Annotated in this window: 18 protein-coding genes; 14 read left to right on the top strand and 4 right to left on the bottom strand. The window is 74.6% G+C overall.

The genetic code is table 11. The features are described from left to right. The first annotated feature begins 72 nt into the window (after positions 1-72). The 5 genes from ACZ6ZI_RS27465 (at position 73) to sucD (ending at position 7,529) form a co-directional block, all read left to right on the top strand. Positions 73-1,179, top strand: coding sequence for an ATP-binding protein (locus tag ACZ6ZI_RS27465; protein ID WP_363058073.1), 1,107 nt, complete (start codon positions 73-75; stop codon positions 1,177-1,179). Further along, positions 1,176-3,518, top strand: a complete 2,343-nt coding sequence (locus ACZ6ZI_RS27460) for a DUF5682 family protein (protein ID WP_469525062.1) — start codon at positions 1,176-1,178, stop codon at positions 3,516-3,518. Before ACZ6ZI_RS27465 ends, ACZ6ZI_RS27460 begins: the two co-directional genes overlap by 4 nt. Positions 3,519-3,905: 387 nt before the next feature. After that, a complete protein-coding gene (locus ACZ6ZI_RS27455) occupies positions 3,906-5,084 on the top strand; it encodes a VWA domain-containing protein (protein ID WP_469525061.1) in 1,179 nt (392 codons plus the stop codon). Positions 5,085-5,438: 354 nt separating this feature from the next. After that, a complete protein-coding gene (sucC, locus tag ACZ6ZI_RS27450) occupies positions 5,439-6,617 on the top strand; it encodes an ADP-forming succinate--CoA ligase subunit beta (protein ID WP_469525060.1) in 1,179 nt (392 codons plus the stop codon). A 21-nt stretch (positions 6,618-6,638) separates the two neighbouring features. Further along, entirely contained in the window at positions 6,639-7,529 is an 891-nt protein-coding gene (sucD, locus tag ACZ6ZI_RS27445; protein WP_030710487.1) for a succinate--CoA ligase subunit alpha, read from the top strand. Positions 7,530-7,759: 230 nt separating this feature from the next. On the opposite strand, the gene ACZ6ZI_RS27440 is transcribed toward sucD, so the two are convergent. Continuing rightward, a complete protein-coding gene (locus tag ACZ6ZI_RS27440; protein ID WP_469525057.1) occupies positions 7,760-9,535 on the bottom strand; it encodes a helix-turn-helix domain-containing protein in 1,776 nt (591 codons plus the stop codon). A gap of 119 nt (positions 9,536-9,654) precedes the next feature. Here ACZ6ZI_RS27440 and ACZ6ZI_RS27435 point away from each other — a divergent pair, with 119 nt between their 5' ends. Next, on the top strand, positions 9,655-11,460 hold the full coding sequence (locus ACZ6ZI_RS27435) for a cell division protein PerM (protein ID WP_469525055.1): 1,806 nt from the start codon (positions 9,655-9,657) through the stop codon (positions 11,458-11,460). Positions 11,461-11,777: 317 nt separating this feature from the next. Here the strand turns inward: ACZ6ZI_RS27435 and ACZ6ZI_RS27430 are convergent, their stop codons facing one another. Continuing rightward, positions 11,778-12,386, bottom strand: coding sequence for a hypothetical protein (locus tag ACZ6ZI_RS27430; RefSeq protein WP_363058060.1), 609 nt, complete (start codon positions 12,384-12,386; stop codon positions 11,778-11,780). Positions 12,387-12,634: 248 nt separating this feature from the next. On the opposite strand from ACZ6ZI_RS27430, the gene purN reads away from it, so the two are divergent. Together purN and purH are read left to right on the top strand one after the other, a co-directional pair. Next, positions 12,635-13,258 (top strand): phosphoribosylglycinamide formyltransferase, encoded by a 624-nt coding sequence (purN, locus tag ACZ6ZI_RS27425; RefSeq protein WP_469525051.1) that lies wholly within the window; start codon positions 12,635-12,637, stop codon positions 13,256-13,258. Beyond that, positions 13,255-14,850, top strand: coding sequence for a bifunctional phosphoribosylaminoimidazolecarboxamide formyltransferase/IMP cyclohydrolase (gene purH, locus ACZ6ZI_RS27420; protein WP_469525050.1), 1,596 nt, complete (start codon positions 13,255-13,257; stop codon positions 14,848-14,850). Before purN ends, purH begins: the two co-directional genes overlap by 4 nt. Positions 14,851-14,928: 78 nt before the next feature. Here the strand turns inward: purH and ACZ6ZI_RS27415 are convergent, their stop codons facing one another. Beyond that, the gene (locus ACZ6ZI_RS27415; RefSeq protein ID WP_469525047.1) at positions 14,929-15,543 is read right to left on the bottom strand and encodes a hypothetical protein; all 615 of its coding nucleotides are present in this window, start codon (positions 15,541-15,543) and stop codon (positions 14,929-14,931) included. Between the two features lie 243 nt (positions 15,544-15,786). On the opposite strand from ACZ6ZI_RS27415, the gene ACZ6ZI_RS27410 reads away from it, so the two are divergent. Both ACZ6ZI_RS27410 and ACZ6ZI_RS27405 read left to right on the top strand, forming a co-directional pair. Further along, complete coding sequence (locus ACZ6ZI_RS27410; protein WP_363058052.1) at positions 15,787-16,647, top strand: bifunctional methylenetetrahydrofolate dehydrogenase/methenyltetrahydrofolate cyclohydrolase; 861 nt, start codon at positions 15,787-15,789, stop codon at positions 16,645-16,647. After that, a complete protein-coding gene (locus ACZ6ZI_RS27405) occupies positions 16,637-17,164 on the top strand; it encodes a DUF3017 domain-containing protein (RefSeq protein ID WP_469525044.1) in 528 nt (175 codons plus the stop codon). The genes ACZ6ZI_RS27410 and ACZ6ZI_RS27405 overlap by 11 nt, the downstream gene beginning before the upstream one ends. A 20-nt stretch (positions 17,165-17,184) precedes the next feature. Here the strand turns inward: ACZ6ZI_RS27405 and ACZ6ZI_RS27400 are convergent, their stop codons facing one another. Further along, entirely contained in the window at positions 17,185-18,138 is a 954-nt protein-coding gene (locus tag ACZ6ZI_RS27400; protein WP_469525042.1) for a LysR family transcriptional regulator, read from the bottom strand. Positions 18,139-18,209: 71 nt separating this feature from the next. On the opposite strand from ACZ6ZI_RS27400, the gene ACZ6ZI_RS27395 reads away from it, so the two are divergent. The 4 genes from ACZ6ZI_RS27395 to ACZ6ZI_RS27380 all read left to right on the top strand — a co-directional run bounded on the left by ACZ6ZI_RS27395 (position 18,210) and on the right by ACZ6ZI_RS27380 (position 22,434). Beyond that, the gene (locus ACZ6ZI_RS27395) at positions 18,210-18,833 is read left to right on the top strand and encodes a short chain dehydrogenase (RefSeq protein WP_469525040.1); all 624 of its coding nucleotides are present in this window, start codon (positions 18,210-18,212) and stop codon (positions 18,831-18,833) included. 216 nt (positions 18,834-19,049) lie between these two features. After that, the gene (locus tag ACZ6ZI_RS27390; RefSeq protein WP_469525038.1) at positions 19,050-20,039 is read left to right on the top strand and encodes a malate dehydrogenase; all 990 of its coding nucleotides are present in this window, start codon (positions 19,050-19,052) and stop codon (positions 20,037-20,039) included. Between the two features lie 225 nt (positions 20,040-20,264). After that, entirely contained in the window at positions 20,265-22,070 is a 1,806-nt protein-coding gene (locus tag ACZ6ZI_RS27385) for a hypothetical protein (RefSeq protein WP_469525035.1), read from the top strand. After that, positions 22,060-22,434, top strand: a complete 375-nt coding sequence (locus tag ACZ6ZI_RS27380) for a hypothetical protein (RefSeq protein WP_363058040.1) — start codon at positions 22,060-22,062, stop codon at positions 22,432-22,434. Before ACZ6ZI_RS27385 ends, ACZ6ZI_RS27380 begins: the two co-directional genes overlap by 11 nt. The last annotated feature ends 1 nt before the right edge of the window (position 22,435 follow it).

Below are 22,435 nucleotides of genomic sequence, written 5' to 3'. Positions count from 1 at the left end.
GGGTGTTGTCAGTCCCATGGTGCACCGTGGGAGCAGCAGTCGGGAGCGGCTGTCGAGCATCGGAGGGGGAGCATGACCATGCCCGAGAACAGCACCGGTACCCAGGCGTTGCGTCCGCACGCCGAAGACGCCTTCGCGCACGAACTGAAAGCCCTGGACGCCGCCGACGACCGGCCCCGACCGGCCCGTTGGAAGCTCTCCCCGTGGGCCGTCGCGAGCTACCTCCTCGGCGCCACCCTCCCCGACGGCACCGTCATCACGCCCAAGTACGTCGGCCCGCGCCGGATCGTCGAGGTCGCCGTCACCACCCTGGCCACCGACCGCGCCCTGCTGCTGCTCGGCGTACCCGGCACCGCCAAGACCTGGGTCTCCGAACACCTCGCCGCCGCCGTCAGCGGGGACTCCACCCTCCTCGTCCAGGGCACCGCGGGCACCCCCGAGGAAGCCGTCCGCTACGGCTGGAACTACGCCCGCCTCCTCGCCCACGGGCCCGGCCGCGAGGCGCTCGTGCCCAGCCCCGTCATGCGGGCCATGGCCGACGGGATGACCGCGCGCGTCGAGGAACTCACGCGCATCCCCGCCGACGTCCAGGACAGCCTCATCACCGTCCTGTCCGAGAAGACCCTCCCGATACCGGAACTCGGCCAGGAGGTGCAGGCCGTCCGCGGCTTCAACCTCATCGCCACCGCCAACGACCGCGACCGCGGGGTCAACGAGCTGTCCAGCGCCCTGCGCCGGCGCTTCAACACCGTAGTCCTGCCCCTGCCCGCCACCGCCGACGCCGAGGTCGACATCGTCGCCCGCCGCGTCGACCAGATGGGCCGCGCCCTCGACCTGCCCGCGGCGCCCGAGGGCCTGGAGGAGATCCGCCGCGTCGTCACCGTCTTCCGCGAGCTGCGCGAGGGCGTCACCGCCGACGGCCGCACCAAGGTCAAGTCGCCCAGCGGCACCCTGTCCACCGCCGAGGCCATCTCCGTGGTCACCGGCGGCCTGGCGCTCGCCGCGCACTTCGGGGACGGCGTCCTGCGCCCCTCCGACGTCGCCGCCGGGATCCTGGGCGCCGTCGTCCGCGACCCGGCCGCCGACCGCGTGGTGTGGCAGGAGTACCTGGAGGCCGTCGTCCGCGAGCGCGACGGCTGGAAGGACTTCTACCGCGCCTGCCGGGAGGTGACGGCATGAGCCCCGCGAGCGGCGGACCCCTGCTGCTGGGGGTGCGCCACCACGGCCCCGGGTCGGCGCGCGCGGTGCGGGCCGCGCTCGACGCGGCCGCGCCGTCGGCCGTGCTCGTCGAGGGCCCGCCCGAGGGGGACGCGCTCCTCGCCCTCGCCGACGACCCGGCGATGCGTCCGCCCGTCGCCCTGCTCGCCCACGCCGCCGACGACCCGAACCGGGCCGCCTTCTGGCCCTTCGCCGAGTTCTCCCCCGAGTGGGTGGCCATCCGCTGGGCGCGGGAGGCCGGCGTACCGGTGCGTTTCATCGACCTCCCGGCCGCGCACTCCCTGGCCCCCGCACCAGCGGCCGACCCCGACGCGCCGCCCGACGCGCCGCCCGACGGGCCGCGCGTCCGGCTCGACCCCCTCGCCGTCCTCGCCGAGACCGCCGGGTACGAGGACCCCGAGCGCTGGTGGGAGGACGTCGTCGAACACCGGGGCGGCGGCCCCGGTGACGCCCTGGCGGCCTTCACCGCCCTCGGCGAGGCCATGGAGGCCCTGCGCGAGGCGTACGGGGACGACGACGACCCCCGCGAGGCGGTCCGCGAGGCCCACATGCGGCAGCGGACGCGCGCCGCCCGGCGGGAGTTCGGCGACGACTTCGCCGTGGTGTGCGGCGCCTGGCACGTCCCGGCCCTGCGGGCCCGCACCACCGTCGCCGCCGACCGGGCCCTGCTCACAGGCCTACCCAAGGTCAAGGTGGAGACCACCTGGGTGCCCTGGACCCACCGCAGGCTCGCCCGCGCCGGCGGCTACGGCGCGGGCATCACCTCGCCCGGCTGGTACGCGCACCTCTTCTCCGCCCCCGACCGGCCCGTGGAACGCTGGCTGACCCGGATCGCCGGACTGCTGCGCGCGGAGGACCGCCAGGTCTCCCCGGCCCACGTGATCGAGGCCGTACGGCTGGCCGAGAGCCTCGCCGCGCTGCGCGGACGACCGCTGCCCGGGCTCACCGAGACCCTGGAGGCGGTCCGGGCCGTCATGTGCGACGGCTCCGACGTGCCGCTCGCGCTGATCGAGGACCGCCTCGTCGTCGGCGACGTGCTCGGCGAGGTCCCGGACACCGCACCCGTCGTCCCCCTCCAGCGGGACCTGACGCGGCGCCAGCGCTCCCTGCGGCTGAGACCCGAGGCCCGGCGGCGGGAGCTGGAACTCGACCTCCGGAAGGAGACCGACGCCGCCAGGTCCCGCCTGCTGCACCGGCTGGACCTGCTCGGCATCCGCTGGGGCGTACTCACCGCCTCCCGGGCCGGCACCGGCACCTTCCGGGAGACCTGGAGGCTGTCCTGGGAGCCCGAACTGTCGGTACGGGTCGCCGAGGCGGGCGTCTGGGGCACCACCGTCGAGGCGGCCGCCACCGCCCGCGCCGAGGCGGACGCCGCCCGCGCGACGGAACCGGTCGAGATCACCGCCCTGGCGGAACGCTGCCTGCTCGCCGGGCTGTCCGGGGCGCTGCCCGCGGTGCTGCGCGCCCTCGCCGACCGGGCGGCGCTCGACCACGACGTGGTCCGGCTCGCCAAGGCCCTGCCGGCCCTGGCCCGTTCGCTGCGGTACGGGGACGTACGGGGCACCGACGGGGCGGCGCTCGCCGGGGTGGCGGCCGGGATCGCGGAGCGGATATGCGTGGCCCTGCCGGCGGCCTGCGCCGCCGGACCGGACGCCGACGCGGCGGCGGAGCTGCGGACCCACGTCGACGGGGTGCACGCGGCGATCGGGCTGCTGACCGACACCGACACCGACACCGACGGCGACGGCGACGGCGGTGCCGGGGGCGGCGACGGGTTGCGGGAGCGGTGGTCGGCCGTGTTGGCGACGCTGGCCGGGCGGGAGGGCGTGCCCGGGGTGATCCGGGGCCGGGCCGTCCGGCTGCTGCTCGACGAGGGCCGGCTCCCGGCCGGAGAGACGGCCCGGCTGATGGGCCTGGCCCTGTCCCCGGCCGCCGCCCCCGCCGAGGCGGCGGGCTGGATCGAGGGCTTCGCGGGCGGCGGTTCGGGCGGCGGCACGCTCCTGGTCCACGACGAGCGGCTGCTCGCCCTGATCGACACCTGGCTGGCGTCGGTGCCGGAGCGGGCGTTCGTCGACGTACTGCCCCTGCTGCGGCGCACCTTCGGGGCGTACGAGCCGGGCGTGCGGCGGACGTTGGGCGAGCTGGTCCGGCGGGGTCCGGGCGGCCGGCCGACCGGCGCCGCCGAGGGCCCCGAGGGTTTCGCCCCGCTGCTGGACCCGGCGCGGGCGGACGCGGCCGCCGAGGTGGCCCGCCTGCTGCTCGCGGCGGCGGCCGCCGGCCCGAACGGCCGGGCCGGCTGAGCCGAGGGGCGCGGGGCGCGGCACACGGCGGCGCGGGCGCGGCGCGTCCGTCCGTACGGACACGGGGCCGGCGGGGCGACCCGGCGGCCGGGCCGACTGCCGGACCCGCGGCGGGGCGGCCGGGCGGACAGGCGGCCGGAAGGCCGGGCGGACCGGCGTACGGGCGCACCGGTGGACGGGCGGACCGGCGGCCGGCACATGGGCGGCCGGGCGGACCGGCACACCGGTGGCAGGGCGCACGGCGTACGGGTGGGCGGGCGGACCGGAGGGCCGGCGGAGGGGAGGCCGGGCGTACGGCGTACGGGCTGATGGACGTACCGGAGGGCCGGCGCGCGGCGTGCGGGCGTCCGGAGGTGCGGGGAATCGAGAGGCGGAGGAGGACGGCACATGAACGAGACGGACGCGCGGGCCGGAAGCGAGTCGGCGGACGCGGCGCGGCTGCGGAGGTGGCGGCTGGTCCTGGGCGGCGGAGGGGCCGACGGCACGGGCCACACGCCCACCGGACGGGACGCCGCGATGGACGGCGCCCTGGAGGCCCTCTACGGCGGCGACGGCGAACCGGGCGCCCGCCGGGCCCCGGGGGAGCGTTCCGCCGGGCTCGGGGGCTCCGCGCCGCGCGTGGCCCGCTGGCTGGGGGACATCCGTACGTACTTCCCGAGCCCCGTGGTGCGGGTCATGCAGCGGGACGCCATCGACCGGCTCGGCCTGTCCACGCTGCTGTTGGAGCCGGAGATGCTGGAGGCCGTCGAACCCGACGTCCACCTGGTCGCCACCCTCCTCTCCCTGCACCAGGCCCTGCCCGACACCACCAGGGAAACGGCGCGCCTCGTGGTCCGCAGGGTCGTCGAGGAGCTGGAGGAGCGCCTCGCCTCCCGCACCCGGGCCACGCTGACGGGCGCCCTCGACCGGTCGGCGCGCGTCAGCCGCCCCCGGCACCACGACATCGACTGGGACCGGACCATCCGGGCGAACCTGGGGAACTACCTGCCGGAGCACCGCACCGTCGTCCCCGAGCGGCTCGTCGGCCACGGACGGGCGGCGCGGGCGGTGCGCAAGGAGGTGGTGCTCTGCGTCGACCAGTCGGGTTCGATGGCGGCCTCCGTCGTCTACGCCTCCGTCTTCGGCGCGGTCCTCGCCTCGATGCGCGCGCTCTCCACCCGCCTGGTGGTCTTCGACACCTCGGTGGTGGACCTGACGGAGCGGCTCGACGATCCCGTCGACGTCCTCTTCGGCGCCCGGTTGGGCGGCGGCACCGACATCAACCGGGCCCTGGCCTACTGCCAGTCCCGGATCACCCGACCCGCCGAGACCGTCGTCGTCCTCATCAGCGACCTCTACGAGGGCGGCATCCGCGACGAGATGGTGGCGCGGGTCGCCGCGATGAAGGCGGCCGGCGTGGAGTTCGTGACGCTGCTGGCCCTGTCCGACGACGGGGCCCCGGCCTACGACCACGACCACGCGGCGGCGCTCGCGGCCCTCGGATCGCCCGCCTTCGCCTGCACCCCCGACCTCTTTCCGGAGGTGATGGCGGCGGCCCTGGAGAAGCGCCCCCTGCCCCTGCCGTGACCCGCGCCGCCGTGACCCGCGCCCACCGCGGAACCACCGGGGGACCACCGCCGGGCCACCGGCCGGCCATCGCGGCGGGGGTCCGTCCGCGCGCCGGGCGTAAATCGGCAGATCACACGAAGACGCAGCTCAACCGTGAGGCGATCTGTGACAGGTATCACCGCTCAGGTGTGATCTGTGATTTAGGGACCTACGGCCCACGGGGATAACCTGCGAGACGGACATGCCGCGTCCACGGTCACCGTGTGCGCCTCCCCAGTGACAGCGCCGTCACGATGCCCTCGCGGCACGCCCACGCAGATAGCAGACAACCGCGAATCACTGCGAATCTTTGAAGACAAGGGACGGACGCGCGTGGACCTGTTCGAGTACCAGGCGAGGGACCTCTTCGCCAAGCACGGTGTACCGGTGCTGGCCGGTGAAGTCATCGACACGCCTGAGGCGGCTCGCGAGGCCACCGAGAAGCTGGGCGGCAAGTCGGTCGTCAAGGCCCAGGTGAAGGTCGGCGGCCGCGGCAAGGCCGGCGGCGTCAAGCTCGCCGCGACCCCGGACGAGGCCGTCGCCCGCGCGACGGACATCCTGGGCATGGACATCAAGGGCCACACGGTCCACAAGGTGATGATCGCCGAGACGGCTCCCGAGATCCTCGAGGAGTACTACGTCTCGTACCTCCTCGACCGCACCAACCGCACCTTCCTGGCCATGGCCTCGGTCGCGGGCGGCATGGACATCGAGCAGGTCGCCGAGGAGACCCCGGAGAAGCTCGCGAAGGTCCCGGTCAACGCCAACGAGGGCGTGACCATCGAGAAGGCCCGCGAGATCGTCGCCCTGGCGAAGTTCCCGGCCGAGGTCGCCGAGCAGGTCGCCGAGGTCCTCGTGACCCTGTGGAAGACCTTCATCGCCGAGGACGCGCTCCTCGTCGAGGTCAACCCGCTGGCGAAGGTCGCCTCCGGCGAGGTCATCGCCCTCGACGGCAAGGTCTCGCTGGACGAGAACGCCGAGTTCCGCCAGCCGGGTCACGAGGAGTTCGTGGACCACGCGGCCGCGAACCCGCTGGAGGCCGCCGCCAAGGAGAAGGGCCTCAACTACGTCAAGCTCGACGGCGAGGTCGGCATCATCGGCAACGGCGCGGGTCTCGTCATGAGCACCCTCGACGTCGTCGCCTACGCCGGTGAGAACCACGGTGGCGTCAAGCCCGCCAACTTCCTGGACATCGGCGGTGGCGCCTCCGCCGCCGTCATGGCCAACGGTCTCGAGATCATCCTCGGCGACCCGGACGTCAAGTCCGTCTTCGTCAACGTCTTCGGTGGCATCACCGCCTGTGACGAGGTCGCCAACGGCATCGTCCAGGCGCTGGCCCTGCTGGAGGAGAAGGGCGAGGCGGTCACCAAGCCGCTCGTCGTCCGTCTCGACGGCAACAACGCCGAGCTGGGTCGCAAGATCCTCTCGGACGCCAACCACCCGCTGGTGCAGCGCGTGGACACCATGGACGGCGCGGCCGACAAGGCCGCCGAGCTCGCGGCTGCGAAGTAAGGGCAGAGGTCACAGACTCACATGGCTATCTTCCTCAACAAGGACAGCAAGGTCATCGTCCAGGGCATGACCGGTGCCACGGGCATGAAGCACACCAAGCTGATGCTGGCTGACGGCACCAACATCGTCGGTGGCGTGAACCCGCGCAAGGCCGGCACGACCGTCGACTTCGACGGCACCGAGGTCCCGGTCTTCGGTTCCGTCGCCGAGGCGATGGAGAAGACGGGCGCCAACGTCTCCGTCCTCTTCGTCCCGCCGGCCTTCGCCAAGGCCGCCGTCGTCGAGGCCATCGACGCCGAGATCCCGCTGGCCGTCGTCATCACCGAGGGCATCGCGGTGCACGACTCCGCCGCCTTCTGGGCGTACGCGACCGCCAAGGGCAACAAGACCCGCATCATCGGCCCGAACTGCCCGGGTCTGATCACCCCCGGCCAGTCCAACGCCGGCATCATCCCGGGCGACATCACCAAGCCCGGCAAGATCGGTCTCGTGTCCAAGTCCGGCACGCTGACCTACCAGATGATGTACGAGCTGCGCGACATCGGCTTCACCTCCGCCGTCGGCATCGGTGGCGACCCGGTCATCGGCACCACGCACATCGACGCCCTGGAGGCCTTCGAGGCCGACCCGGAGACCGAGCTCATCGTCATGATCGGCGAGATCGGCGGCGACGCCGAGGAGCGTGCGGCGGACTTCATCGCGAAGAACGTCACCAAGCCGGTCGTCGGTTACGTCGCGGGCTTCACCGCCCCCGAGGGCAAGACCATGGGCCACGCCGGCGCCATCGTCTCCGGCTCCTCCGGCACCGCGCAGGCCAAGAAGGAGGCCCTCGAGGCCGCCGGCGTCAAGGTCGGCAAGACGCCGACCGAGACGGCCAAGCTGGCGCGCGAGATCCTGAACGCCGCCCAGTAGTCGTTCCCCGCGGGCGCGTACGGATCCGTACGGGCCCACGGAAAACGGGCGTGGGGCCCCCCCCGGGGGGGGGGGGGGCCCCCCGGGGTGGGGGGGCCCCCCCCCCCCCGCGGGCGCGGCCCCCCGGGGGCGGGGCGCCCCGGGGGGGGCCCCGGGGGGGGGGGGGCCCCCGGCCCGGGGGGGGGGCCCCCCCCCGGGGGGGGGGGGGCCCACGCCCGTTTTCCGTGTCCTCACCCGAGCCGGGGCGCGAGCCGGGCGGGTCCGGCCTCCGGGTGTTCGCGCAGCCTGTCCCGGAGTTCGAGGCTCAGTTCCGTCTGTCGTTGGGGGCCGCCGTGCGGCGGTACGCCGGAGACGCTCGCGCCCGGCGACTCCGGGGGCTCGTACCGGTCGGGGGCGGTGACGGCCGTGTACGCCGTCGCGACGGCGATCACCGCGGTCAGGCCGATCGCCGCGCGCGAGAAGCGGCGGGCGCGGGTCTCGGTGGTGGCCCGTACGGCGGCGGCCGTGCGGGGTTCGAGCGCTACGGGGGGCCGCAGCGCGCCGAGCAGTTCGCGCAGCAGGGCGGAGCGCTGTTCGGGGGCCGTGCGGGCCAGCTCCGGGATCCGGTCGGCGAGATCGGCGTGGGCGTGGAGCAGCCGGTGCCCGGCGGTGGGGGTGCTGGACTCGGTCTCGGCGGCGGTGTCGGGCAGGTCGAGGCCGACGCCGTCGTAGAGCAGCACGGTGCGGCGGTGGACGGCGGGCAGTTCCAGCATGGCGTCGAGCAGGATCCGGTCGGCGGGCTCGGCCGGGGGCTTGTCCGGGTGGCGGTGGCGGCGGCGCAGCCGCCGCCAGGGGGAGAGGGCGTGCTCGTGGGTGGCCGCGCGGACCCAGCCCACGGGGTCGGGGTCGGTGGCCACGGTGGGCCAGCGCTCCCAGGCCTGCTGGAAGGCCCGCTCGACGGCCTCCAGGGAGAGCGCGCGGCGGCCGGTGAGCAGGTAGGCCTGGCGGGCCAGGGCGGGGGCCGCGTAGGCGTGGAGGGCGTCGAAGGCCTCGGCGGGCCCGAGCGGGGTCGGGGGGCCGGTGTCGGCGGGGTCCTCGGGGACGTGGGGATGGTCGAGGGGAGCGGTCGGCCCCGGCGGGTGTGCCGAAGCCCCTGCGGGGGGCGCCTGTGTGGGGGCGTTGGCGCTGGCGTTGGCGGCGGCGCCGGGGGTGGTGGGGGTGGCTGAGGCCGGGGCGGCCGGGGCGGCCGGGTTGGCCGGGGTGGCCGGGGTGACCCGGGCAGCCGTGGTGGCCGGGGAGATCGAGGCCGCCGGGGTGGCCGGGGTGGCCGGGGTGGCCGGGGTAACCCGGGCAGCCGTGGTGGCCGGGGAGATCGAGGCCGCCGTAGTGGCCGGGTTTGCCGGGGCAGCCGGGGTGGCCGAGGTAACCCGAGCAGTCTGGGTAGACGGTGTGGTCGTGGCGGCCGTGGTGGCTGTGACGGGTGGGGCAGGCGTGGCGGCCGTCGGGGCCGTCAGGGGCGGCGCGGGTGGTGCCGGGGGTGCGGGCGGGTGGGTGCCCGCGCGCGCCGGTGCGCCCGACGGCCTGCCGCCGGGCGCGTTCCTGACGGCGGGTCCGTTGCCGTGGCCGTTCCTGACGGTGGGTCCGCCGGAGTGGCCCGCCGGAGTCGCGCGCGGCCCGGTGGCGCGCGCGGACCCGGCCGCCGCGCCGTTCGCGCCGGTCGTACGGGCCGTCCGGGCCGGGTCGGGTCGGTCCGGACGGTCCGATCGGGCCGGGCGGTGCGGGAGTTCCGGCTCGGCGTGGTGGTCGAGCCCCGCGAGCCGGTCCAGGACATGGGCGTACGCCTCGCGCTTGCGGCCGCGCGGCTCGGTGCGGCCCGACTCCCACGAGCGGACGGTGCTCGGCGTGACCCCGACCTCCGAGGCGATCCGCTCGGTCGTCAGCTCGCCCCGCTCGCGCAGCCGTCGGCGCTCCTTGGGGGAGGGGAGGCCCGGTTCCGAGTCGGAGGCCGTCTCGACGTCTCGTGTCATGCCACACTCCCCGCGACCCTGCCGTCCTGGCCGATAAAGTACATAAACGTATATTGAGCGACACCACGGGCATTCGCCTGTTACCCGTCCATAGCGCGTGTCGTTGGCACCATGGCGGGGTGACCCAAGTGACCGAACGCGGGACCCCGTTGCGGACGGCCCCGCGCGCCGCCGCGCGGCGCCGTTCACCGGCGGCCGCCGCCTGCGTGCTGGGCGGCGCCATGGCCGCCGGACTGGGGCTCGGCTTCCTCGCCGTGCTCGTGATCGTGCTGTGGATCAGTTCCCCCTACCCGGACAGCGGTCCCGGCGGCGCCCTGCACCTCGCCGCCGGGCTGTGGCTGATGGCCCACGGCACGGAACTCGTCCGCTACGAGACCCTGTCCGGGGTGCCCGCGCCCGTCGGCCTCACCCCGCTCCTGCTGGTGGCGCTGCCCGTCCTGCTCATGCGCAGGGCCGCCCGGCTGGGCAGTGCCTCGGGCGACCCCGTCGGCGAGGGGGAGGAGAGCGACGAGGTGCTGCCGGCCAGTGCCGTCTTCTCGGCCGTGCTCTGCGGTTACCTCTCCGTCGCGGCCGTGGCCACGGCGTACGCGGCGGGCGGCCCGCTGCCGGCCGACCCGCTCAGCGCCGCCTGGCACGTCCCCCTGGTGGCGGTGCTCGCCGCCGGGCTCGGGGTGTGGACGGCGAAGGGGCGCCCGCTCGGACCGCTGCCGGAATGGGTGCCGGACGGAGTGCGCAGAGGCATCGCGCGCCCCCGTTACGCGCTGGCGCTGCGTTCGGGGGTGGCCGGGGTGCTCGCCCTGCTGGGCGGCGGGGTGCTGCTCGTCGGGGCCTCGCTGGCCTGGCACGCGACCGAGGCGCAGGCCTCGTTCCTGAGCCTGACCGGGGTGTGGTCGGGCCGCTTCGCGGTGCTTCTGCTCGCGCTGGCGCTGATCCCGAACGCGATGGTGTGGGGTGCGGCGTACGGTCTCGGGCCCGGGTTCGCGCTGGGTACGGGGGCGACGGCGACCCCGCTCGGCTTCGAGGGGGCGGCGGCGCTGCCCAGGTTCCCGCTGCTGGCCGCGTTGCCCGCGGAGGGCCCGGGGACCCCGCTGACCTGGGTGGCGGCCGGAGTGCCGGTGGCGGCCGGGCTGGTCGTGGGGTGGTTCGCGGTGCGCCGGGCGCGGGAGGTCTCGCTCGGGGAGACCGCGCTCACGGCGGCGTTGGGGGCGGTGGTGTGCGGACTGGTGACGGCCGGGTTGGGCGCGGCCTCCTCGGGCCCGTTGGGTTCGCGCGCGCTGGCGAGCTTCGGGCCCGTGTGGTGGCAGGTGGGCGCCGCGGCGGCGGGCTGGACGCTGGCCCTGGCGGTGCCGGTGGCGGTGGGGGTGCACGGGTGGCGGACGCGTCCGGTGCGGGGCTTCCCCGAGGGCGGCGCGGGCGGTCGCGGTGCGGACGCGTGGCACGACTCGGGCGTACGGGAACTGCGCTGGGAAGCCCTCCGCGAGGCCTCGACCCCGCTGGTCGCCGCCCCCGCGCCGAAGGCCTTCCGCCCGAGGGGCGCCGTGCCCCCCGGCGTGGGGTCGGCGGTTCGCGACCCCGCGCGCCCGCCGTCCCCGTCCGCCCCGGTCGCACCGGTGTCCTCGTCCGTCCCGGTGTCCCCGGCCGTCCCGGTCGCGCCGGTGTCCCCGGCCGTCCCGTCCGCCCCGCCGTCCCCTGCCGTTCCGGCCGCGGCTCCCGCGCCCGTACCCGACCCGGTGGCCCCGCGCCCCGTCCCGCAGGCCGTCGGGGCCCCCGCCGAGGAGCCGCCGGTCGCCGCCGTTCGGATGTCCGTCCACCCCGCCGAACGGGTGGAGTCGCGCCCCGGACCCTCCGGGTCGCCGGAGCCGGGGGAGTTGTTGCCGCCGGTGACGGGGGCGCGGGTGCTGGCGCGGCGGCCGTCCTCGCCTTGACGGTCGCGGCCCGCCCGGTCGGCCCGGGGGCCGGCCGCCTCGTAGCGCCGGGCCCCCGCCCGGCCGCGTCACGCGACCGGGTTCACGGCCGGCCGGATTCGGGCCGGTCGGTCACGTCAGGCCGCGTCACGCGACCGGGTTCCCGTCCGGCGGGCTCCCGCCCGGTCGCGTCACGTCGGGCGCCGGTCGCGCCCGCCGGGCTCACGGCCGGCCAGGTCCGGGCCGGTCACGTCAGGCCGCGTCACGTCCGGCGGGTTCACGCCCGGCCGCGTCACGTCCGGCGGGCTCACGCCCGGCCGCGCGGCACGTCCGTTCGGTCAGTTCCGCACCTTCAGCACGTCGCCCAGGACGTTGTCCGGCAGCAGGTCGTTGCACTGGAGCTCCGCCGTGCGGGTCAGGGCGTCGTCGCGGCAGACGTAGAAGTCCTTGTACGCCAACTGCACCGCGTACGAGGTGCCCGCGAGCAGCAGGGCCAGCGAGGCCGTCACCAGGCCGCTGATCGCCGCCGCGCGCTGCGGGCGGGCCGCCGGGCCCAGCGCGGCCAGGCCGCCGGGCGAGGCCGGGGTGCCCTTCGCCGCGTCCGCCTCGGCGGCGGGACGGCCGCGCAGCGCGCTGATGCCCCAGTACATGGCGAGCGCGCCCAGCAGCAGCCCCACCGAGGGGATCCCGAAGATCCCGAAGAAGAACCCCCACATGCCGGCCAGCAGGGCGTACCGCGCCCGCCGCTGGAGCGGGTCCATCGGGTCCCAGCGGGCCGGGCCCTCGGGCTCCCGGTTGCCGGAGGGGCCCCGGTCGGATCCCTGGCCGCCGCCGCCCTGGGGCCCCGGCTGCCGCCGGGGCTGCCACGGCTGGTCGGGTCGGCCTTCCGGGGGCGCCGCGAAGGGGTTGTCGTCGGTGGAGGGGTCGGGATGGGCGCGGTCCGGCATCGAGTCGGTTACTTCCCCTGTGTCGTGGCCACGGCACGCGCCCGCGTACGGCCGCGTACCGCGTCGTTCGCGGCTTGTACGCCAGACGCTACCGCTCGCCCGTGCCCCCGTCCCTCGGGGGCGGTCGCGTGTGCCGGTATCGTTGCGTGCGGTCGGTGGCTTCGTATGGTTCCCCGTATATCGGTACCCCGAAGTTTCGTATGACCACACAAGACGAACGACGGCATTCCCGCAAGAAAGGGCCTCGCATGCCCGCCTCCCGCCTGGTCGTGCTGGTCTCCGGCTCCGGCACCAACCTCCAGGCCCTGCTCGACGCCATCGAAGCGCACCCCGGCGGAGCCGAGGGTTTCGGTGCCGAGGTCGTCGCCGTGGGTGCCGACCGCGAGAACATCGCCGGCCTCGAACGGGCCGAGAGGGCGGGGATCCCCACCTTCGTGTGCCCCGTCAAGGCGTACGCGAGCCGTGAGGAGTGGGACGCCGCCCTCACCGAGGCCACGGACGCCCACGCGCCGGACCTGGTGGTCTCCGCGGGGTTCATGAAGATCGTCGGCAAGAGCTTCATCGACCGCTTCGGCGGCCGGTTCGTCAACACCCACCCCGCCCTCCTCCCGGCCTTCCCCGGCGCGCACGGGGTGCGCGACGCCCTCGCGTACGGGGCGAAGGTCACCGGCTGCACCGTCCACTTCGTGGACACCGGCGTGGACACCGGTCCGATCATCGCCCAGGGTGTCGTCGAGATCCGGGACGGGGAGGAAGAAGCCGCTCTCCATGAGCGCATCAAGGAAGTCGAGCGCAAGCTGCTCGTCGACGTCGTGGGGCGCCTGGCCCGGCACGGCTACCGCATTGAGGGACGAAAGGTAACAATCCAGTGACCGCCGCAGACACCGCAGCGAGCAACGACCCGACCACGACCCAGCGGCCGATCCGGCGTGCGCTCGTCAGCGTCTACGACAAGACGGGACTGGAAGAGCTGGCCCGCGGCCTGCACGAGGCGGGCGTCGCCCTCGTCTCCACCGGGTCCACCGCCGGCAGGATCGCCGCCGCCGGGGTCCCCGTCACCAAGGTCGAGGAGCTGACCGGCTTCCCCGAGTGCCTCGACGGCCGGGTCAAGACCCTCCACCCGCGCGTGCACGCCGGCATCCTCGCCGACCTGCGCCTGGAGGACCACCGCAACCAGCTCGCCGAGCTGGGCGTGGAGCCCTTCGACCTGGTGATCGTCAACCTCTACCCCTTCCGGGAGACCGTGGCCTCCGGCGCCACCCCCGACGAGTGCGTCGAGCAGATCGACATCGGCGGCCCCTCCATGGTCCGCGCCGCCGCCAAGAACCACCCCTCGGTCGCGGTCGTCACCAGCCCGGCCCGTTACGCCGACGTCCTCGCGGCCGCCCAGGGCGGCGGTTTCGACCTGACCGCGCGCAAGCGGCTCGCCGCCGAGGCCTTCCAGCACACCGCCGCCTACGACGTCGCCGTGGCCTCCTGGTTCACGAACGCGTACGCCCCGGAGGGCGAGGAGGGCGCGCTGCCCGAGTTCCTCGCCGGCGCCTGGGACCGCAAGTCCTCCCTCCGTTACGGCGAGAACCCGCACCAGGCCGCCGCCCTCTACACGGACGGACAGCCCGGCGGCCTCGCCAACGCCGAGCAGCTGCACGGCAAGGAGATGTCCTTCAACAACTACGTGGACACCGAGGCCGCCCGCCGGGCCGCCTACGACCACGACGAGCCGTGCGTGGCGATCATCAAGCACGCCAACCCGTGCGGCATCGCCGTCGGCGCGGACGTGGCCGAGGCCCACCGTAAGGCGCACGCCTGCGACCCGCTGTCGGCGTTCGGCGGCGTCATCGCCGTCAACCGCCCGGTGACCGTCGAGCTCGCCGAGCAGGTCGCCGAGATCTTCACCGAGGTCATCGCCGCGCCCGCCTACGAGGACGGCGCGGTCGAGGTCCTGGCCAAGAAGAAGAACATCCGCGTCCTGAAGGTCGACGGCACCCCGCACCAGCCGGGCGACCTGAAGCCCATCTCCGGCGGCGTCCTGCTCCAGCAGAGCGACCTCCTGCACGCCGAGGGCGACGACCCCAAGAGCTGGACCCTCGCCACCGGTGACGCGCTCTCCCCGGCCGAGCTCGCCGAGCTCGCCTTCGCCTGGAAGGCCTGCCGCGCCGTCAAGTCCAACGCCATCCTCCTCGCCAAGGACGGCGCCTCCGTCGGCGTCGGCATGGGCCAGGTCAACCGCGTCGACTCGGCGAAGCTGGCCGTCGAGCGGGCCGGCGCGGAGCGCGCGCAGGGCTCGTACGCCGCGTCCGACGCCTTCTTCCCCTTCCCGGACGGGCTGGAGATCCTGACCGCCGCCGGTATCAAGGCCGTGGTCCAGCCGGGCGGTTCCGTCCGCGACGACCAGGTCGTCGAGGCCGCGAAGAAGGCCGGCGTCACCATGTACCTCACCGGTACGCGCCACTTCTTCCACTGATCGGATCCCGGTCCCGGATACGGCGAAGGCCGCGCCCCGCACTGCGGGACGCGGCCTTCGCCGTAAGAGTGGCCGGGCTCAGTAGCGCGGACGGTTGAAGTACTGGCCCGCGTCGGCCTTCGCGAGGAAGACGATCACGAGGATGCCGAGCACCACGCTGATCAGGGCGAGGAAGTTCCCGCCGATCAGGGTGAGGGCGCTGATCACCAGGACGAACGAGGCGTAGACGATGCTGTTGATGCGAACGCCGCTGCGACCCTTGCCCAGCTTGACGGCGCTGAGGATGCCCCACAGCGCGAACAGCAGGAAGCCGATGCCGAAGACGATCGCCACGCCCGCGCCCACGGCCGCGGCCGCGTCGGCGTCACTGCTGTTGATCGAGGCCTCGGAGTCGAGGGCGGTGGAGATCTGGTCGGCCACCCACGCGGACGCGGCGAACATGATCAGTGCGAAGATGGCCTGGCAGGCGCCCAGGATGTAGAGCATGATGCGCGCGCCCTTGACGCCGCCCGGCATCTCGACCGGGGCGCCGGGGAAGCCGCCGGGGCCGCCCGGGTACGCGGGGGCCGCGCCGGGGTAGCCGTAGCCGCCCTGCGGCGGAACGCCCTGCGGAGCCTGCTGGGGGTAGCCGTAGCCGGGCTGGCCCTGCGGGGGCTGCTGGCCGTAGGGGTTGTTCGGGTCGCCGAAGCTCATCTGGGGTGTTCCTCCGTGGAAGTGCGGGGACGCACGGCACGCGCGGAGGAAATCTCTACTTGCGGTCCGCCCCCCGGCACTGCCCGCGGCACTCTCTTACCCGTGCATGGTGATGCGACGCACGACTCGTTGTCCAGTTGGTTCCCACGCGCGTCGTGACTTGTTGTGCAAGTGCAACCAACCGCGCACCCGCCCGTGCGCCTTGACTGGAACCGGGGCCACCCCATCCGGGAGGATGGCCACATGACCGCCCAGATTCTCGATGGCAAGGCCACCGCAGCCGCGATCAAGTCCGAACTGACCGTCCGAGTGGCGGCGCTGAAGGACCGGGGCGTCACGCCCGGCCTCGGCACCCTGCTCGTCGGCGACGACCCGGGCAGCCGCTGGTACGTCAACGGCAAACACAAGGACTGCGCCGAGGTGGGCATCGCCTCCATCCAGCGCGAACTGCCCGCCACCGCCTCCCAGGAGGACATCGAGGAGGTGGTGCGCGAACTGAACGCCAACCCGGACTGCACCGGCTACATCGTGCAACTCCCGCTGCCCAAGGGCATCGACACCAACCGGGTCCTGGAACTCATGGACCCCGCCAAGGACGCCGACGGCCTGCACCCCATGTCGCTGGGCCGACTCGTCCTGAACGAGCCGGGCCCGCTGCCCTGCACCCCGTACGGGATCGTGGAACTGCTGCGCCACCACGGCGTCGAGATCAACGGCGCGCACGTGGTCGTCCTCGGCCGCGGCATCACCGTGGGCCGCTCCATCGGACTGCTGCTGACCCGCAAGTCCGAGAACGCCACCGTGACCCTCTGCCACACCGGTACGCGCGACCTCTCCGGGCTGCTGCGCCAGGCGGACGTCATCGTCGCCGCGGCCGGTGTCCCGCACCTGGTGAAGCCGGAGGACGTGAAGCCGGGCGCGGCCGTGCTCGACGTCGGCGTCAGCCGCGACGAGAACGGCAAGATCGTCGGTGACGTCCACCCGGGCGTGGCCGCGGTGGCGGGCTGGCTCTCCCCGAACCCGGGCGGCGTCGGGCCGATGACCCGGGCGCAGCTCTTGGTGAACGTCGTCGAGGCGGCGGAGCGGACCACCAGTGCGGGCTGAGCGGGGCACCGAGGGCGCCGGGGGCACGGAGCCGGGCGAGGCGGTGAACGGGAGCCGGCCGGCGACGACGGAGGTCCCGGCGCCCGGCCCGGCCCCGGACCCGGCCCCGTCCGGGGCGCGGGCGCGGGCCGCCCGGTCCCGGCGGTTCCCCGCCGTCACGCAGGACACGGCCCGACCCGAGGGCAGCGGTCGGGCCATCCCCGGCGCCGTGTCCGCGCCGGCCCGTCAGTGGCCGATGCTCAGCGTCCTCGCCGCCACGGCGGTGGGGCTGCTGTCGACGGCGTTCGGGCACCCGCGCGTCGGCTGCCTGATCATCGGGGTGGCGCTGATCGCCGCCGCCGTGATGCGCCGCCTGTTGCCGTCCGTGGGCATGCTCGCGGTGCGGTCCCGGTTCACCGACATGATCACGTACGGGCTGCTGGGGGTGGCCATCACGCTGCTCGCGCTGGTCATCGAGCCGAAGCCGTGGCTGGAGATCCCGTTCCTGGAGAGCGCGGTCCGCTTCACCGTGCGCTGAGTCCCACCGTGCGCCGAGCCTCACCGCGCGCCGGTCGGCTCCGTCGGAACCATCGGCGGCGTCGGGGCCGCCGGCCCGGCGGCGGTGGCCGAGCCGATGGCGACGAGGGCGTCCAGGGCCGCCGCGACCGCCGGTCGGCTCCGGGTGCCCTCGCGGACCAGCGCCTCCAGCGTCCGCCCGGGCCCGGGCAGCTCCACCACCACCGCGCCGGGCGGCGGCGCGTCGCACAGCAGCCTCGGCAGGATCGACGCCGCCCGCCCCGTGGCCACCAGCCACAGACCGGCCCGCAGGTCCGAGCACTCGTGCGCCACGCGCGGGGTGAAACCGGCGTTGCGGCAGGCGTGCACCAGCATCTCCCGGCAGCTGCTCGGCGCCGGCGCCGACACCCAGTCGATCCCGCGCAGCGCCGCCAGTCCGGCCTGCTCGTAGGCGGGCAGCAGCGCCCGGGGCAGGGCCAGGCACAGCGGGTCGTCGAACAGCGGGACGGCGGTGGTGCCGGGCGCGGGCGGGGCGCCGAGCAGCGGGTAGGCGTACGTCACCGCGAGGTCGAGGCGGCGCCGGCGCAGCAACGGCACCGCCTCCTCGGGGTCCGCCTGCACGATCAGCGGCCGGAGCCCCGGATGGCGCGCGGCGAGGGTGGCGAGCAGCGGGGCGGCCAGCGGCGCGAGGGCGCTGGGGGCGCAGCCGACGCGCAGTTCGCCGACGGGGCCGCGGTCGAGGGCGCGCACGGCCCCCTCGGCCCGTTCCAGGGCGGCGAGCACCGGCTCGCAGGCGGCGGCCAGGGCGGCCCCGGCGGGGGTCAGGCGCAGTCCGCGGCCCTCCCGTTCCACGAGGACGGCGCCCGCCTCGGCCTCCAGGGCGCGCAACTGCTGGGAGACGGCGGAGGGGGTCACCCGGTGCAGCTCGGCGACGTCGGTGACCTTCCCGTGTTCCGCCAGGTCCCGCAGGAAGACCATCCGCTTCACATCAAGCATGAGCTCAGCTTAATCGTCCCTGTAGGAAAGGTAGCTGGACTTCACGGTCCTCTCGCGGGGATGCTCGGCGCATGAGCACTCCGAAGCAGCGCGTCCTCCTCGTCGGCGCCCACGGAACCCTCGGCGACGCCGTCGCCACGGCCTTGCGCGCACGCGGCCACGAGGTGGTCACCGCCTCCCGCACCGCCGGCGCCTCGGACGTCCGCGTCGACATCACCGACCCGCAGTCCGTCCGGGAGATGTACGAGGCGGTGGGCGCCGTGGACGCGGTCGCCGTCGCCGCCGGCAGCGTCCCGTGGCGCCCCCTGGGCGAGCTGACCACCGCCGACGTGCGCGCCGGCCTCGAAGGCAAGGCCGTCAGCCAGATCGAGCTGGTCCGCCAGGGTGCACCCCGGCTGCCCGAGCACGCCTCGTTCACGCTGATCACCGGGATCCTGGCGCGCGAACCCCTGCTCACCGGCTCGGTCGCCGCCCTGGTCAACGGCGCGGTGGAGGCCTTCGTACGGGCCGCCGCCATCGAACTGCCCGGCCGGCAGCGCGTCAACGCGGTCAGCCCGACCGTGTTCACCGAGTCGATGGACGTCTACGGCGACACCTTCGCCGGATTCGACCCGGTCCCCGTCGCCCGCGCGGCGAACGCCTACGTCAAGTCCGTCGAAGGTCGTCGGACGGGCGAGATCTTCCGGGTGGAATAGGCCCCCCCGGGGGCCCCGCGCCTTCGAACCCGGGGGTCCGTGTGCCACGGACCACAGGGACCCGGGGGTTGCGGGCCCCACGGGTCGGATAGCCTGACCGCGGATGTCTCTTCACGTCAAGATTCGTAAGGACAGGGAAGCGGCGTCCTCCCAGTACTTGGGGCCCAGCACATGGGGCGGGGACGCCCCACCGCCAGCTGTCTAACGGAGAAGGCCATGACCCGCACTCCCGTGAATGTCACCGTGACCGGCGCCGCCGGCCAGATCGGCTACGCCCTGCTCTTCCGCATCGCGTCCGGCCACCTGCTCGGCGCGGACGTGCCGGTCCGGCTCCGCCTCCTGGAGATCCCCCAGGGCATGAAGGCCGCCGAGGGCACCGCCATGGAGCTCGACGACTGCGCCTTCCCGCTGCTCGACGGCATCGACATCTTCGACGACCCGAACAAGGGCTTCGAGGGTGCCAACGTCGCGCTGCTCGTCGGCGCCCGTCCGCGCACCGCGGGCATGGAGCGCGGTGACCTGCTCGCCGCCAATGGCGGCATCTTCAAGCCGCAGGGCGCCGCGATCAACGCGCACGCCGCGGACGACATCAAGGTCCTGGTCGTGGGCAACCCGGCCAACACCAACGCGCTCATCGCGCAGGCCGCCGCCCCGGACGTACCGGCCGAGCGCTTCACCGCGATGACCCGCCTGGACCACAACCGCGCGATCTCGCAGCTGGCCGCCAAGACCGGCGCCGCCGTCTCCGACATCAAGCGCCTCACCATCTGGGGCAACCACTCGGCGACCCAGTACCCGGACATCTTCCACGCGGAGATCGCCGGCAAGAACGCCGCCGAGGTCGTCGGCGACCAGGCGTGGCTGGCCGACACCTTCATCCCGACCGTCGCCAAGCGCGGCGCCGCGATCATCGACGCCCGTGGCGCCTCCTCGGCCGCCTCGGCCGCCAACGCCGCCATCGACCACGTCCACACCTGGGTCAACGGCACCGCCGCCGGCGACTGGACCTCGATGGGCATCCCGTCGGACGGCTCCTACGGCGTCCCGGAGGGCATCATCTCCTCCTTCCCCGTCACCACCAAGGACGGCAAGTACGAGATCGTCCAGGGTCTGGACATCAACGAGTTCTCCCGCGCGCGCATCGACGCGTCCGTGAAGGAGCTCGTCGAGGAGCGCGACGCGGTGCGCGAGCTCGGCCTGATCTGATCACCCTCTCGGGTGAGCCGGTCCGCGCACGCGGCCGGCTCACCCCGTCGAGCGGTGAGGCACCACCACCAACGCCCCGACCGGGTCCGGTCGGGGCGTTTGGCGTGAACGCGCCTGCACAAGGGCGTGGGGGATACATAAGGTCGCCCGGTGACCGAGCCCCTGATCCCCCCTCAGTTACCGGGTGGCGACGACGCGTCCGACCCCCGCGCGGGGCGGCCCCCCGTGGACCCGCGCACGAGCGAGGCGGGCCGCCTCCTGTGCGCCGGCACGTACCTCGACGCCGCCTACCGCGACCGCGTCATCGACGAACTCCTCGTCCACGAGGAGCGGATCGCGGCCCCCTCCTACGGGTTCGACGCCACCCGCGTCCTCGCCCACGCCCTGCGGGCCCGCCGCGTCGACCTCGCCTGGGCCGCCGCGATACTCGCCGCCTGGTTCGTCGGCGCCGTACTGACCGCGGGGTTGCTCGCCCTGCTGGCCGTCCCCTTCCTGCTGCTCGGACTGGCCGACTGGCTGGGGCGCAAGGGGCGCGAGATCCCGCTGTTGCGGTTCGTGGCGCTGCTGGTGCGGATCTACGCCTGGTGGACGGTGGTGATGGTGGTCCTGATCGCGCTGAGCGTGGTCATCGGCGGACTGGACCGTCTCGTCGCGGTCTTCGGGGCCCTGGTTCCGGACCTCCCGACGGGCGGGTCGGGCGGATCGGGCGGGAGCGGAGCCGGCGGCTACTCCGACTGGTTCGCGGATTCCTCGGGCCCGGCCGGTTCGTCCGGCTCCTACGGCCTCTTCGGCACCTCCGACCCCTACGGCCTCTTCGGCTCCTCCGGGTCCTCCGGATCCGAGGACGGCGCCCCGTGGTGGGTGCCCCTCGCCTTCCTCGCCGGCTTCGCCGTCGTCGTCTGCGTCGTCGGGTTCCGGCGCCGCCACATCGCCCGCGTCATCACCGGCGAACTCTCCCCGGAGCGCTACGCCGACCACGACCAGGACCCCGTCGAGCGCGTCGGGAGCGCCCGCCTCGAACGCGTCCGCGAGCGGATCGCCAGGGAGCAGCACTCCCCGCTCATCATGTACGACATCAACGGTCCGTTCACCGGCGCGGGTGATGCCTACCGGCCCTGGCACCTGTCCGTCGAACTGCGCCCCCGCGAGGACCTCGACCCCGACCGCACGCCGAGCCCCCTCACCAACGCCGACATCGTGCGCCGCGTCGTCCCCCTCCTGCACGCGCTGCGCGTCCCCTCCCCGCACGGTTCCCCCGGCGCCGAGGCCGCCGTGGTGGACCGGCTGCGCGAACTGGGGGTCGACGAGTGCGTCTTCCTGCCGGCCGTGGGACTCGCGCACCGCGACGAGGCGCCGCTGTCGCCGGAGGAGTACGAGGAGCACCGCGCGGTGTCGATCGAGGAGGGCGGTGAACGCCGCCGCCACTTCCTGCGCGTACGCGTGGGGGGCTGGGACGAGAACCTCGTCGTCACCGTCTTCGTACGCGTCCACACCCAGGGGCGGATGATGATGCTGGAGGTCGCACCGCACCTGCTGCTGCCCGTCCGCACCGACTTCCACGACGCCGACGCGGACGCCCGGCGGTACCTGAGGAACAACCCCGTGGGCAAGGCGGCCGCCGCCCTGGCCGCCACCCCCGGCTCGCTGGTGAAGGCCCTGGTCACCGTCGGCCGGGGCGTCGCCGGTCGGTGGCGGATCGCCACCGGGGGCCACGGGGGTGCCCGCCCCGAGGGGCCGGCGCGGTCCGTACGGGAGATGGCGGCCGAGGACAACGGCTCGCTCTTCCACCACATGGACGTCGACCGGTACCTGAAGACCATCCAGGACCGGGTGGTCGGCGGGGTCACCGTCGCCCTCCACGAAGCGGGCTGGCACACCGAGGAGTTCGCCCGGCGCGCCGTGACCGTCGCCGAGGGCGGCGTGTTCATCCAGTCGGTGAACGGCAGCGCCTTCAGCATCGGCGGCGCCGGCACCACCAACACCGCCGGAGGCGGCGGTACCGGCAACAAGGGGAGCAACGGTGGCACGTGACGATCAGGATCCCGCGGTGCGGATCGGCGAGGTCCGCGACAGCGCCTTCAGCATCGGCGGCAGCGGCAACACCAACACCGTCCGGCACGGTGGCGGCGCGGCCGAACCGCCGCCCGGAGCGGCGGAACTGCTCAAGGCGGTACGGGAACTGCGCGCCGCCGTGGTGCAGTTGCCGCGCAGCACCGAACGCAACGAGCTGGACGCCGAACTCGACGACGTGGCAGCGGAGTTGGAGGACGCCGGCGAGATCCGGACGGGATTGACCGGACGGCTGCGCGCCGCCCTGGAGCGGTGGGCGCCGCTGGTGGAGTCGATCGCCGCGGCGACCGCCCTGGGCGGGTTGCTCACCTCGCTGGGCGGCTGAC

The organism is Streptomyces sp. NPDC103540 (genome assembly GCF_055584445.1).
This window is presented reverse-complemented; position numbering and strand designations above follow the sequence as displayed.

Bases quoted from the DNA above. Each gene is read 5' to 3' on its own strand.
- ACZ6ZI_RS27455 (WP_469525061.1), top strand. From the start codon at position 3,906: ATGAACGAGACGGACGCGCGGGCCGGAAGCGAGTCGGCGGACGCGGCG.
- ACZ6ZI_RS27400 (WP_469525042.1), bottom strand. From the start codon at position 18,138: ATGCTTGATGTGAAGCGGATGGTCTTCCTGCGGGACCTGGCGGAACAC.
- ACZ6ZI_RS27390 (WP_469525038.1), top strand. From the start codon at position 19,050: ATGACCCGCACTCCCGTGAATGTCACCGTGACCGGCGCCGCCGGCCAG.
- ACZ6ZI_RS27410 (WP_363058052.1), top strand. From the start codon at position 15,787: ATGACCGCCCAGATTCTCGATGGCAAGGCCACCGCAGCCGCGATCAAG.
- ACZ6ZI_RS27465 (WP_363058073.1), top strand. From the start codon at position 73: ATGACCATGCCCGAGAACAGCACCGGTACCCAGGCGTTGCGTCCGCAC.
- ACZ6ZI_RS27460 (WP_469525062.1), top strand. From the start codon at position 1,176: ATGAGCCCCGCGAGCGGCGGACCCCTGCTGCTGGGGGTGCGCCACCAC.
- sucD (WP_030710487.1), top strand. From the start codon at position 6,639: ATGGCTATCTTCCTCAACAAGGACAGCAAGGTCATCGTCCAGGGCATG.
- ACZ6ZI_RS27430 (WP_363058060.1), bottom strand. From the start codon at position 12,386: ATGCCGGACCGCGCCCATCCCGACCCCTCCACCGACGACAACCCCTTC.
- ACZ6ZI_RS27415 (WP_469525047.1), bottom strand. From the start codon at position 15,543: ATGAGCTTCGGCGACCCGAACAACCCCTACGGCCAGCAGCCCCCGCAG.
- purN (WP_469525051.1), top strand. From the start codon at position 12,635: ATGCCCGCCTCCCGCCTGGTCGTGCTGGTCTCCGGCTCCGGCACCAAC.
- ACZ6ZI_RS27440 (WP_469525057.1), bottom strand. From the start codon at position 9,535: ATGACACGAGACGTCGAGACGGCCTCCGACTCGGAACCGGGCCTCCCC.
- ACZ6ZI_RS27395 (WP_469525040.1), top strand. From the start codon at position 18,210: ATGAGCACTCCGAAGCAGCGCGTCCTCCTCGTCGGCGCCCACGGAACC.